9 protein-coding genes are annotated in these 13,196 nt (G+C 72.5%); all 9 read right to left on the reverse strand.

Going from position 1 to position 13,196, the window contains the following annotated elements; translation table 11 throughout:
• Nucleotides 1-7: 7 nt before the first annotated feature.
• Complete coding sequence (locus tag ACN28C_RS32520; RefSeq protein ID WP_422771302.1) at nucleotides 8-568, reverse strand: sigma-70 family RNA polymerase sigma factor; 561 nt, start codon at nucleotides 566-568, stop codon at nucleotides 8-10.
• 32 nt (nucleotides 569-600) lie between these two features.
• Complete coding sequence (locus tag ACN28C_RS32525) at nucleotides 601-3,213, reverse strand: right-handed parallel beta-helix repeat-containing protein (RefSeq protein ID WP_422771303.1); 2,613 nt, start codon at nucleotides 3,211-3,213, stop codon at nucleotides 601-603.
• A 34-nt stretch (nucleotides 3,214-3,247) separates the two neighbouring features.
• Complete coding sequence (locus tag ACN28C_RS32530) at nucleotides 3,248-4,867, reverse strand: S8 family serine peptidase (protein WP_422771304.1); 1,620 nt, start codon at nucleotides 4,865-4,867, stop codon at nucleotides 3,248-3,250.
• Complete coding sequence (locus tag ACN28C_RS32535) at nucleotides 4,864-6,507, reverse strand: RICIN domain-containing protein (RefSeq protein WP_422771305.1); 1,644 nt, start codon at nucleotides 6,505-6,507, stop codon at nucleotides 4,864-4,866. Before ACN28C_RS32535 ends, ACN28C_RS32530 begins: the two co-directional genes overlap by 4 nt.
• A 300-nt stretch (nucleotides 6,508-6,807) precedes the next feature.
• Nucleotides 6,808-8,805 carry a glycoside hydrolase family 127 protein gene (locus ACN28C_RS32540; protein WP_422771306.1) on the reverse strand — a complete coding sequence of 666 codons (1,998 nt, stop codon included), beginning with the start codon at nucleotides 8,803-8,805 and terminating at the stop codon, nucleotides 6,808-6,810.
• 35 nt (nucleotides 8,806-8,840) lie between these two features.
• Nucleotides 8,841-9,659 (reverse strand): carbohydrate ABC transporter permease, encoded by an 819-nt coding sequence (locus tag ACN28C_RS32545; protein WP_422771307.1) that lies wholly within the window; start codon nucleotides 9,657-9,659, stop codon nucleotides 8,841-8,843.
• Nucleotides 9,656-10,648 (reverse strand): carbohydrate ABC transporter permease, encoded by a 993-nt coding sequence (locus ACN28C_RS32550; protein WP_422771308.1) that lies wholly within the window; start codon nucleotides 10,646-10,648, stop codon nucleotides 9,656-9,658. Before ACN28C_RS32550 ends, ACN28C_RS32545 begins: the two co-directional genes overlap by 4 nt.
• Before the next feature lie 20 nt (nucleotides 10,649-10,668).
• Nucleotides 10,669-11,916, reverse strand: a complete 1,248-nt coding sequence (locus ACN28C_RS32555) for a sugar ABC transporter substrate-binding protein (RefSeq protein WP_422771309.1) — start codon at nucleotides 11,914-11,916, stop codon at nucleotides 10,669-10,671.
• 72 nt (nucleotides 11,917-11,988) lie between these two features.
• Entirely contained in the window at nucleotides 11,989-13,005 is a 1,017-nt protein-coding gene (locus ACN28C_RS32560) for a LacI family DNA-binding transcriptional regulator (RefSeq protein ID WP_422771310.1), read from the reverse strand.
• Nucleotides 13,006-13,196: the final 191 nt, after the last annotated feature.

Consider the following 13,196-nt stretch of genomic DNA (forward strand, 5'->3'; position numbering starts at 1 on the left):
GGCGGGGTCAGTTCGGGGCGCTGCCGGTCACGCCGCGCCGGTGCAACGCCCGTTGCAGCTCGCGGGCGGCATTGTGGGTGCGCGACTTCATCGTGCCCGGGGGCACGCCGAGCACACCGGCCACCTCGCGGTGCGTACGGTCCTGGTAGTAGACGAGGAGCAGGGCCTCGCGGTGCACCGCCGAGAGGCTACGCAGCGCCGGCTCCAGCTCGGCCCGGTCCAGGGCGGCCTCGTAGAGGCTCTCCGCCGGCTCCCAGACCCTGGCGGTGAGGTCCTCGGCGACCTCGGCGGGGCGGGCCGCCACCCGCCGGGCCTGGTCGATGCAGAGGTTGTGCGCGACCCGGGAGAGCCAGGCCTGCGGCGACCGGGCACTGGCCACCGAGTCCAGGTTCCGCCAGGCCCGCAGGAGCGTCTCCTGGACCAGATCCTCGGCACGGTGCGGGTCGCCGGGGACCAGACGCAGGGCGTAGCGGTGCAGCGCGGGGCGACTCTGCGGCACCAGCACCCGCTCGTACCAGGTGGTCAGGTCGGTCTGGATCGGTTGAGGAGCGCACTCGACGGTCGTCATCGGATACCTCATCTCTGGCCGTACGGACCGGCTCAGGCAACCGAACCGGCGGCGGGCACGTCGGAGGCGGTCAGCCGCAGCAGGTCGTCCGTTGACGGGTCGGCGAGGTCGGCCACCCGCTGCGCCTGGTGTTCGGTCATCCGCTGGAAGACCTGCCGTGCGGCCCGCCCGTTGCCGAAGCCGTGGCCGTGGGCCATCCCGGCGAAGAGGGCGTGTACGGCGCTGCGCGCATCGTCGCCGAGCTGGTACTCGTGCCGCCGGCACTGGGCCTCGACGATGTCGGTCAACTCGGCGGGTCCGTAGTCCTCGAAGGTCAACGTCCGGGAGAACCGCGAGGCGAGGCCGGGGTTCGATGCGACGAAGCGGCTCATCTCCAGCGGGTACCCGGCCACGATCACCACCACGTCGTCGCGGTGGTCCTCCATCAACTTGACCAGGGTGGCGATGGCCTCCTGCCCGAAGTCGTTGCTGTGACCGGGCGGGACCAACGAATACGCCTCGTCGATGAAGAGCACCCCGCCGAGCGCCCGGCGGAAGACGGCCTGGGTACGGGGTCCGGTGTGCCCGACGTACTCGCCGACCATGCTGGTCCGGTCGGCCTCGACGAGGTGGCCGCGTTCCAGCATGCCCAGCGCGGCGAGCAGCCGGCCGTAGAGGCGGGCGACGGTGGTCTTTCCGGTGCCCGGGTTGCCGGCGAAGACCAGGTGCCGGCTCAGCGGCGGCGACGCCAGCCCGGCCTCCTGCCGACGGCGTACCGTCTGCATGAGTTTGATCTGAGCCTGCACGTCCTGCTTGACCCGGTCCAGGCCGACCAGCGAGTCCAGTTCGGCCAGCAGCTCCGGCAGGTCGGCCTCGGTCGGCACGGCCACCTCGGCGCCCGCGGCGGCCTCGGTCGCCGGGGCGGCGGGCGTCGCGGGTGCGCCGGTCGCCGCCAGGTTACCGGGCTGACCGCCGGCGGCGAGCGCGGCCGGCGGCAACAGCGACCTGGTCACCTCGGTCAGCCGGATCTCCTCGAAGACCGGCTTGGCCTGCGGGTCCACGTCGACGTCGAGTTCGGTGTCCCGGATCCGGGCGCGGACGACGGCCGGCGTCGCGCCGGCGCCGACGTGGATCGCCGGGTACGTGCTGGCCGTGAAGACGCAGTCGACGAACCGGCCGCCGCCGCCCTCGGCCACGAAGAGCGCGTTCTTCGCCCCGGTCGTGCACGAGGTGGCCGTCACCTGCGGTTTCGCTCCGGTCCACACCACGATGCCGGAGCCCTCGGCGTCGTGCACCGCACACCGGTCGACGGTGCCCCCGCTCTCCTGCTCGAAGACGATCCCGGCGGTGCCGGCGCGGTCGATCCGGCAGTCGGTCAGCTCCACGGTGGCACCGACGCCGACCTGCACCCCGGCCCGGCCGCTGGCGTCGACCACGCACCCGGTCAACCGCACCGGCCGGTCCGCGCCCACGACCACCCCGTTGCGGTTCGCCGCCAGCACGGTGCCGGTGGCCGTCACCTCGGCACTGTCGGCGGTGCTCACCCCGGCCAGTCCGCAGCCGTGCACCCGGCCCCCGGTCAGCTCGGCCCGGCCCGCCCCGATGGCGTGCAGCCCGTGCTCCGCCGAGGGACCCACCCAGACGCCGGTGGCGGTCAACCGGCCGGTGCCGCCGACGTGCAGCACGCTGTATGTCGAGTCGCCGAGCACGGTGTCGGTGAGCGTCACGACGCCCTGGTCGGTGACGATGAGCCCGTTTCCGGCGCAGCCGCGCACCGCCCCGGCGACGACGCCGACCTCGGCCTCGTCCCGGCACACCACACCGGTCGCGCCCGCCCGGTCCACGTCGCAGCGGCTCAGCGCCAGTTGCGACCGGTCGGCGGCGACGACGCCCGCGCCGGCCGGGTCGGTCAGCCGGCACCCGGTCAGCTCGACCCTCGTGGTGCCGGAGGCGAAGACCGAGTCGCCGCCGCTGCGGGACACCGCGACGTCCCGCCCGGTGACCGAGGCCGCCTCCTCGGCGAGGATGCCGTTGCGGCCGGCCGCGACGACCGTGCCACCGGCGAGGTCGAGTCGGGCGGTGCCGCGCGCCCGCACGCCGGAGCCGGTGACCGGGCCGATCCAGGTGTCGCGGAGCGTGGCCTGCGCCGACTCGCCGGCCACCACCCCGATGCCGTCGACGTCGGTGACGACGCAGCGCTCGAGCAGCACGACGGTGCCGCCGGTGGCGTACAGGCCGGCCAGCCGGGCGCCGGTCAGCCGGCAGTCGCGCAGCACCGGGCGGGACTCCCCGGTGGTCTCGATCCGGCCGCCCTGCAGGACGCAGCGGACGAGTTCCGCGCTACCGTCCTCGATCCGCAGCAGCGGCTCGGCGGGGTCGGTGCCGGCCAGCGTCAGGTCGGTCAGGGTCGCCCCGGCGGTGATCCGCAGCGAGGTGCGCGGCACCAGCGACACGCTGCCCGGACCCCGCTCGGCCCGTAGCCGTACCGGGCTGTCGACGAGCAGTTGCTCGTGGTAGAGACCGGGTGCGACAAGCACGGTCTGCCCCTCCGAGGCCGCACGCAGGCCGGCCGCGATGCTCTGCGCGGCGCCCCGTTCGCCGGGTGCCACCCGGACGACGTCCGAGCCGGTGCCGACCCGTCGGCCCCGAAGTACGCCCCGTACCATCACTCACCCCCGCCGGACCCGTTGGTTCCGGTGCTCACGGCTTCCCGCTGCGCACCAGGTGCTCCGCGCCTCCGGCGCGGCTGCCGAACGGGTCGTCGGCCTGTTCCACGGCCAGCCGACGCCGGGTGCGGGCCGCCCGGTGGCGACGCCAGAGCCGCCCGGCCACGAGCACTGCCCCGATCGCGGCGAGCACCGCCAGCACCACCGGCCAGGAGACCGGCCGGCTCCGCTCGCTCCGCTCGGCGAGCGTGGCGGGCCGGCCGCCGTCGACCAGCGGGCCGGTGACCGCGGCGTACGGGTCGAGCCGCCCGACGCCCTCCGCGCCGATCGCGGGTCCCCGGTCGGCGGTGCTGACGAGTTGTCGGCCGACCTGTCCCGCGGAGAGCCCGGGGTGGGCGGAGCGCACCAGGGCCGCCGCGCCCGCGACGAAGGCTGCGGCGTACTGCGTACCGGTGCCGACGTAGGACCCGGTGCCGGCCGCGCCGATGCTGCGGATCCGGGTCGCCGGTGCGAGCAGGTCCACCGAGCCGGCCGGATAGTCGCTGGACGGCCGCTGGTCGGGACGGAGACCGCCGACGCGGAGCAGGCCCTCCGCCGGGGCCACCGTGGAGTCGCCGGCGGGGGCCGGCGCCACCACGAGCACGTTCCGCCCGATCGCCTCGTCGACCGCCGACCGTACCGTGCGGTCGGTGACGTCGACGGCGGCGCCGAGCAGGATCACCTTCGCTCCGGTGGCGACCGCGACCTGGATCGCGGTCACGGTCGCCGGTGGGCTCGCCGCGACGCCCCGGTCCACGAGTCGCACCGGAATGATCACGGCCCCCGGCGCCATCCCGACCCGTTCGCCGTCGGCACCGTCGTCGGCGGCGACGATGCCCGCCAGTGCGGTACCCGAGCCGACGCAGTCGGTGTCGCCCAGACCGTTGCCGGAGACGATGTCGGCGCCCCGACCGAGCCGGTCGCCGAGTCCGGGCCGACCCGCCGCCACACCCGAGTCGATGACCGCCACCCGGACGCCGGCGCCGGTGGTGCTCCGCCACACCCGCTCCGGAGCCATCAGGCGCTGCCCCCAGGTCGAGTTGGCCGGCGGGGCGGCGACAACTGTCGGCCGGCAGCCGGAGCGGCCAGAGGCCGGGGAGCCGGAACCCGCCGACCGGCCGGCACCGGAGAGCGGATTCGCGAGGGTGCCGGGTGCCGCACCCCGCCCTGGTGCGCTGCCGGGACCGGAGGTCGGGTCGGCCGAGCTGGCCGGGTCGGGCGCGGCAGCCGTCGTGCTGGGCAGCACGCCGTGCCGCAGGCCGGTGCCGATCGCGTCCCACGGCAGCACGAGGTGCCAGCCCTTGTTCAACCGCCCGGGATCGGTCAGCCGGCCGCCGTCCGGCTGCCGCCGCCCCGTGTTGAGCTCCAGGATCTCGCCGGCCCGCTCGGCATCGCCGAGGAACCGGTCGGCGATCGACCAGAGGGTCTCCGGCCTGCCCTGGTACGACGCCAGCACGGTGTAGTAGAGGACATACGGCTCGACCTCCGGACCGGCCGGCGCGGCCCGGGCGGCGCGGGGTTCGGTCACGGCCTCCGTGGTGGTGACCGTGGTGGCCGCCGTCAGCGCCGTGAGCATCGCCAGCCCGGTCAGGGCCACCCGGGCCAACGGGGTCACCAGTTGGCCCTTCGGATCAGTGCCCAGTCGTGGTCGTCGCCGGAGCGGCAGCCGAACACCGCGAGACGGGCATCCAGTCCGCCGTCCGCGTTGCCGGGAACGTCCAGGCAGAGGTTCGAGGCGGTGTTGACGATCCGGTAGTACTGGACCTTGCCGGACTTCACGGTGGGCTGCAGCCGCCAGTACTGGTTCTCGTCGTCGAAGCAGCCGGTCTCGTTCAGCGGCGTCGCCGGGGCTACCGAGCCCAGGCCCGGCAGATCCAGGCAGTACTGGGAGGTGACGCTGCGGATCCAGTACAGCTGGTTGCCGGAGCCGTCGACCCTGCGCGGGACGAAGGCGTACTCCTGGTTGTCGGGGGTGTGCGGGTAGCAGAGGTTCTGGTTGACGGGCCCGTCGCGCGGCCCGGGCCCGGTGCCCGGGATGTCGAGGCACATCTTGGTGCCGAGGTTGTGGATGAAGTACGGCCCGTACGAACGGTTGTCCGCGGCGGCGTCCTTCGCCTTGACCGGTGGCTGGTCGGAGCTGACCGCCTTCGTCGGGGTGCCCGGTTTCGTCGCCTTCGCCGCAGGTGGCCTGGCCGGTGCGGTCGTCGCGCCGGGTGTCCGTCCGGGCGCGGCGGTCGGGCTCTTCGACGGGGCAGCGGTGGGCGGGGTCAGCCGGGTGTCCCTGGCGTACTCGGTCTCGAAGCGGCCCATCTGTTCCGTCAGGGCGATGATCCGTTCACCGCCCGGCACGTCGGCCAGCGAGCGGACCGCCGGATCGCCGCGAAGGAACGCCGCCAGTGCGAGCGGGTAGTCGTCGGCGCCGGTGCCGGGTACGGCCTCCAGCAGTGCGCACATGGTCTCGCCGAGCGCCGGTATCGCCGAGCTGGGCGTCCACGGCGAGGCCGTCGCCGACGGCCGTACGTAGGCGACCCAGACCTGGGGCAGGAACTGCGCGATGCCCTGCTCGCCGGTCGGGCCGAGCCGCTGGGGGTCGAACGCGGAGGTGGCCATGAGCTGCGCGGCGACCCGGGCCGGCGGCAGCTGTTGCGGGCAGACGGCCCCGGCGGCCAGGATCGGTTCGAGGTACTCGTCCGGCACCGGCAACGGCGCCGCCTCGGTCACCCGCTCCGCAACCATCGCCTGCGTGGTTTCGGGTGCGGGTTCACCGCTGCCACCGAAGGCCGGCTGCATCGCGTACCAGATGGCGTACCGCTGCACGGTGTCGACGTACTCGACCGCGCCGGCCGGCACGTCGCCGGTCTCGACGACCGGCCCGACGCCGACCCGATGGGCCGCCAGCGCCAGTTGCCACCGGTCGCCGTCGAGCCTGAGCACCCGGATCTGGCCGACCAGTTGGCACATGTGGTGGGCGAGTGCGGTGACGCTTGCCTCCCGGTCACCCGGTCGCGCCCCGTCCCACGGCGCCCACTTCTGCCAGACGGTCGGCACCAGCCCGGCGGTGCCCTGAGCGCCGACGGCCTGCACCGCCTCGACCGGGGTCGCGGAGAACCGGGATGCGGCCATCACCTGGCCGGCCAGCCGCGACGGGGTCAGGGTGGGGCACGCCTCGGCGGCCTCGGTCAGCAGCCGGACATCCGCGTCGGAGACCTCTGTGCCGGCCAGTGGCTGCACGGCATCGGCCGGGCGAGGAGCCATGGACGCGGTCAGGGTGAACGTCGCGGCCAACCCCAGGGCCAACCCCACGGACAGCCGATGAACGGTCCTTCTTGACATGCTCGTCCGGGTCGTCCTGCTCGGCACCGGCCCCCACACCTTCCCCAGAATTGTCCGCAATGGACGCACTGCAAGGTAGATGTCGGCAGTGTGGAGCACAGGCACCTAAAGGGACGCCACCGTGAACATTGGATGAACCGATCCGGTCCGCGGTCGCATCCTGACGGATCTCGTGGACGCCGGGCGATCCCGTCGGCCCGTGTCCAGGGTCGCCCTCCGAGGTCACGAGCTGTGGCCGTCCGCGTGTGACCGCGTCGCGGGCAGCCAGACCCGCATGCTGGACGGGCCGCGACGGGCCCAGGAGTGGTACGGCCGCAACGGCACCTCGAACCAGCCGGCGGCGGCCGGAGCGATGTCGACAGCGGCCGGAGCGATGTCGACAGCGGCGGGGTACGGCCAGTCCTGTTCCGGCACGGCGGGCGCGGCGAGCCGGCCGCGTACCCGGACCACACCGTCGACGTCGCGCGGTGGCACGAACGGATCGATCTCCAGGCTGTCGATCGCGTCGCCGGCCGGTAGGTCGTGGGACTCGACGCAGAGCACCTCCGGGCCGCGCTCCACGGCGACGCAGCCGCGGACCGCGTCGATGCGCCGGTCGGGCCGGCTGAGACGGGGCCGGACCGGCAGCTCCAGCGTGATCACGTCGCCGATCTGGAAGGCGCGGTGGAGCGTGGCCATGCCCGGGGTCACCGGGGTGCTCCGGCCGTCGTGGACGAGTCGGGCGCCGGCGGCCCACGCCGGTACCCGCAGGGACAGCGTCCAGGGCTGCCCCGAACCCTCGGTGACGTGCACGTGGATCCCGCCGCTCGCCGGGTAGTCGGTCTCCACCCTGACCGCCAGCCGTTGGCCGTCGGGAAGCCGGGTCCGGATGGTGGCGGGCGCGTACTGATGGATCTGCAGGCCGCCGTCGTCGGTGGTGGCGACGTAGCCGGCCAGGCTGGCAAGGGTGCGGGCGACGTTGGTCGGGCAGCAGGAGACCTCGAACCAGGCGGACCGGGTCCCGGTCTCGGCCCGCGGGCTGACCCCGGCACCGGCGGTGGACGCCGCCGGGGTTCGCTGGTGCAGGGGGTTGGCGTAGAAGAACGCGCGGCCGTCGCTGCTCGGGGAGGTCGCGACGACGTTGTAGAGGGTGCGTTCGACGAGGTCGGTGTAGCGGGGGTCGCCGGTGGCGAGGAAGAGCCGCCACGACACCATGATCGAGGCGACGCCGGCGCAGGTTTCGCAGTAGGCCCGGTCCGGCGGCAGTTCCCAGTCCTCGCCGAAGCCCTCGTCCTGGTGCCGCGAGCCCATGCCGCCGGTGAGATAGGTACGTCGGGCGACGGCGTGCCGCCACTGGCGCTGGACGGCGTCGAGGAGGTCACGGTCGTCGCGGTCGGTGGCGACGTCGACCGCGGCGGCGCTGAGGTAGAGGGCGCGCACCGCGTGGCCACGCCAGGTGTCGGCCTGCCGGATCGGCACGTCGTCCTGGAAGTAGGCCCGGCCCAGCGGCATCTCCCGCAGCGTCCCGTGGCCGCGGCGCTCCAGGAACAGTGCGGCCTGCTCCACGTACCGGTCGACGCCGAGGGCACGGCCGAGCTCGACCAGACCGACCTCGATCTCCGGATGTCCGCAGATTCCGTTGCGGCCGTCGGCGCCGAATGTCCCGCACACGTGGTCGGCGGCCCGGCGGGCAACCTCGACCAGACCGTCCGCACCGGTGGTGCGCAGCCGGGCCACGGCGGCCTGCAGGAGGTGACCGGTGTTGTAGAGCTCGTGCCCGTGCTCCAGGTCGCTGTACCGGGCCGGCTGCGAGCTGTGACCAAAGCAGGTGTTGAGGTATCCGTCGGGGTCCTGGGCCCGGGCGATCCGTGCGGTGAGCCGCCTGATCGCGGTCTCGGCCGTCGGCGCGCCGCTGCGCCCGACCTCCCAGCAGAGCGCCTCGACGAGCTTGTAGACCTCCGAGTCGGAGAACGGCCAACCGGGCCGGTCGGGGCCGGTGCTGCCCTCCGCGACGCGGTCGAAGTTGGCCAGCCAGCCGACCCGCTCCATCCACTCCTCGCAGTGCGCCAGGGTCGCCGTGGCGTTCACCTCCTGGCGGCCGCCCCAGAACCCGCCGTCGAGGGAGACGTCCGCCAGCCCGAGCGGGCGGAACACGCCGCGCGCGGGCAGCACCGGGCAGCCGTGCCGCGGCCCGCCGCCGGTGGCCTGCAGGGGGTCGGTGACGGTGCAGCCGTCGGTCATGCTGTCGCCTCGTTTCGGGGATCGGAACACCGGGGTCAGTCCTTGACGGCGCCGGCGGTGACACCGGCCGCGACGTAGCGCTGCGCGAGGACGAGCAGGAACGCGGCGGGCACGGACGCGATCACCGCGGTGGCCATGATGGAGTTCCACTGGGTGGTGTTGTTGCCGATGTAGCGGAAGATTCCGAGCGTGATGGGGATGGTGTCGCTGCTGCGGCTGAGCGTGGACGCGAAGACGAAGTCGGACCAGGCCCACAGGAACGCGAAGAGCGACACCGTGATGATGGAGTTGCGGCTCAGCGGCAGGATGACCGACCGGAAGGTGCGCCAGGTGCCCGCGCCGTCGATGGCGGCCGCGGCGGACAGCTCGGCGGGGATGCCGGCCATGAAGGCGCGGACGAGCAGCACCGCGAACGGGACGGCGACGGTGGAGTCGGCGATGATCAGCCCCCAGACCGTGTTGAGGATGCCCAGCCGGATGTAGATGGCGTAGAAGCCCATGGCCATCACGACGGCCGGGATCATCTGTGCGACCAGGAGCAGGAAGCTCAGCGTGCCGGCGCCGCGCGGACGCAGGCGGGCCAGCGAGTACCCGGCCGGCACCCCGATCAGCAGGGTCAGCACAACGGTCCCGAGCCCGATGAAGAGGCTTGTCGCCAGCGCGGGCAACTGCTGACCGAGGGCTGCGGTGTAGCCCTCGATCGTGGGATCCCACGGAAACCAGTGCGGTGGATCGGCCCGCATGTCGCCCGTCTTCGTGAGCGAGACGTTGAACATCCAGTAGACGGGGAAGAGCATCAGGGTGGTGAAGAACACCCCGAGTGCGGTTCTCCAGGTCCTACGGCTCCTGGTCATGCCCGCTCCTCCTGACGCAGCAGGCGGACATAGGCGAGCCCGGCGACGAGCGCGATGAGGATCAGCAGGTTGCCGACCGCCGCGGCCGGGGAGAAGTCCGGCTGTCCGGTGCCGAACGCTTCCCGGTACGACCAGATGGCGAGCGTGGTGGACGCGTCTGCCGGCCCCCCGGTCGTCATGATCCAGATGATGTCGACGACCTTGAGCGTGTAGATGAGGCCGAGCAGCAGGGTGATCACGGAGACCGGGCGCAGCAGCGGGAACGTGACGCGGCGGAACCGCTGCCACGCGGTGGCGCCGTCCAGCGCGGCCGCCTCGTGCAGTTCGTGCGGGATGTTCTGCAGGCCGGCATGGAGGATCACCAGGTTGAACGGGATGCCGAGCCAGATGTTCGCGATGGTGACCGCCAGCAGCGAGGTGTCCGGGGAGGTGAGCCAGTTGATCTGGCCGATCCCGAACGCCTGCAGGGCCGCGTTGACGATGCCGTTCTCGCTGTTGAGCATCCAGGACCAGGTGGAGGCGGAGACGATCAACGGCAACAGCCACGGTACGAGGAACAGTGCGCGCAGCACCGCGGCGAGCCGGAAGTGGCGGTGGAAGAACACCGCCAGGGCGAGGCCGAGCACGTACTGTACGGCGATCGAGCCCAGCGTGAAGATGGCCGTGTTGCGCAGGGCGTGCAGGAACCTGTCGTCGCGGAGCACGTCGACGTAGTTGTCCAGCCCGACGAAGTCGGGGTTGCCCTGCACGAACGCCCGCGGCGTGTAGTCGTGGACGCTGAGTTCGACGTTGCGGTACAGCGGGTACGCGTAGAACAGCAGTAGATAGACGATCAGCGGCGCGAGGAAGGCGAATGCCGCCCACTGCCGGGAGTGCCCCGCGCGCGGCCGGTCGCCGGGCCGGTGGGCGGCGGGGGCGGACGGCGTGTCCACCCCCGCCGGCCCGACGCGGTCCGGGAGCCCGACGGCATCGGTCTGGGTACGAGCCATGTGGTCCTCGTCCTCCTGACTCAGCCGCGCGTTGCCGCCCTGGCCTGGGCCTGTGCCGCGGCCAGCGCCTCGGCCGGAGACGCCGAACCGCTGAGCGCCTTCTGCACCGCGGTCCAGAGGGCCTCGGAGATCTTCGGGTATCTGGTGCCGAGGTTGTCGCTGGTACGGCCCTTGGCGGTCCGGACGGCGTCGACCCACGGCTGGAGAGCGGGCTCCCTGGCGAGAATCGCCTCCTGGCCCTCGGCGGTGGACGGGATGTAGTAGGCGAACGTCGTACCGGTCTCGACCAGGCCCTCGGGTGTGGTCATGCATTCGAGGATCTTCTTGGTCACCTCGTACCGGCCGGCGTCCTTCTGCACCGGCACGGTGATGAACTCACCGCCGGTGGGGGTGGGGGCGATACCGCCGTCCCTGGCCGGGATCTGGACGATTCCCGTGGGGAAGCCGGCCTGCTCCGCGCTGTTGATCTGCCAGGTGCCGTTCTCGGCGAAGCCGAACTCCCCGGTCAGGAACTCCTCCCAGGTGGTGTTCTGCGAATTGTTGATCACCGAGTTCGGGGCGGTGCCGTCCTTGACCCAGGTGGTCCAGAGCTGCAGCGCGTCGACCGCCTGCGGCGAGTCGAGATCGGTGAGCTGCGCCCCCGCGCCCCAGAACCAGGGCAGGAACTGGAACGAGCCCTCTTCGGTGCCGATCGCGGAGAAGGTGATCGCCTTCTTGCCCGAGTCCTTCACCTTCCGCAGCGCGGTGTTCAACGATGCCCAGTCCTTGATGGTGGCCGGATCCACACCCGCGGCGTCCAGGACGGTCCTGTTGTAGTAGAGGGCGAGTGTGTTCGCGCCGATCGGGATGCCGTACGTCTGCCCGTCCAGCTCACCGGCGGCGATCAGGTTCTTGTCGAACCGCGCCGTGTCCAGGCCGAACTCGCTCATCGTGCTGAGCATCCCGGCCTCGGCGAGGGTGGAGACCGCCGGGTTGTCCAGCAGGATGACGTCGGGGGCATTGCCTTCCTGGCCGGCCAGCAGCGCCTGGTTGGTCAGCGCCGTGGTGTCGTACGGGGTGCGGTTGATCGTGACACCCGCCTCGTCGCCGCAGGCGCTGACCCGCTTGGCCCACGCCGAGCCCGGGTCGTGCTGCGGATAGGGGTCCCACCAGGTGTACGCGCCGCCGGACCCACCGGAGTCGCCGGACTGGGACGAGCAGCCGGTCAGGAGGGTGGTGCCGAGCGCGGTGGCGGCAAGGACCGCCGTGGCCCTTCTGGAGAATTTCACGATCTGCCTCCTCGGAGGTGTGAGCGCTAACAAGAAAATGCCGGGAGAGTTCGGCCGCGGTACGCGCGGCGGCTAGCGTGGAGCGGAGGTGCTGCCCCGGGAGACGAGTTCCGGAGAGATGAAGCGCACGACGTACGGCTCGTCCCGCGCCTTCGGCGATTCGATGCGCCGGACGAGTTGCCGGACGGCCATGCCGCCGAGCCGGTCCGGCGCACTCTCGATGAACGAGTACGGCAGGGAGAAGGTGGCCGCGAACTCGTCGGAGTAACGGCCGATGACCGACAGGTCCTCGGGCACCCGCAGGCCGCGGGCATATGCGACCGAGGGAAGCGCCGCCGCGGCCGCCTCGTTGTTGAGCAGCAGCCCGGTTGCCGAGGGATAGGTGTCCAGCAGCGCGTGGAGCAGGCGACCCACGGCGGGCTGCCGGGACTCGCCGTAGAAGGCGTGCAGCGTGACATCCCGCTCGCGGGCCCGTTCCAGTGCCGCGTCACGCAGGCGCCACACGTACGCGCCGCCACGCTGCACGACGTGCTCCGGCTGGGAGACCAGGATCAGCTCGCGGTGCCCGAGCCGGTGCAGGTGGTCCACCATGACCCGGCCGGCCTCTTCGAAGTCGAGGTCGAACACGTCGAGTCCGGTGCAGTCGGCGGGCAGGCCGACCGACGCGCCGGGCTGGGTGGCCGTGCGCAGGATGGGCAGTCGCTCGTCGTCCTCGGCGATGTTGAGCAGCACCACGCCGTCGACCATCCGGGAATTGGTGATGCGGCCGAGCGCGCGCGGCCCGTCCGCCTCGGTCACCAGCAGTGTGTCGTAGCCCAGGACCCGGGCGGTGTCGGCGACGCCCATGATGTACTGCAGCATCGCCGGCGCGAACTCGTCGGAGTGGAACTGGGCGAGCACCCCGATGACCATCGTCTGCGCGGTGGCCAGCGCGCGTGCACCCGCGTTCGGTGTGTAGCCGAGGGCCTGCGCCGCCTCGACCACCCGCTGCCGCACGCCGACCGAGATCGCCCGCTTGCCGGAGAGCGCGTACGAAGCGGTGCTGCGACTGACGCCGGCCGCACGCGCCACGTCGCCTATCGTTGCCATCCCGCCTCCATCGTCGAACCGGTTCGCCACCGGGCCGCGAACCGGGTCCGCTTTTCGGGTCCGAAGTTGACTTGAATGCAGGTACGCGGCAGGTAAGACAACCCGCCACCAGATCGCGTCGCGCCGTCCGGTCCGCGAGGTCAGGCGAACCGGTTCAACGAATGTTGCGTGACTATGACGCCGGACAGCCG

This window comes from Plantactinospora sp. WMMC1484 (genome assembly GCF_049315195.1).
In the GTDB taxonomy this organism is placed as follows: domain Bacteria; phylum Actinomycetota; class Actinomycetes; order Mycobacteriales; family Micromonosporaceae; genus Plantactinospora.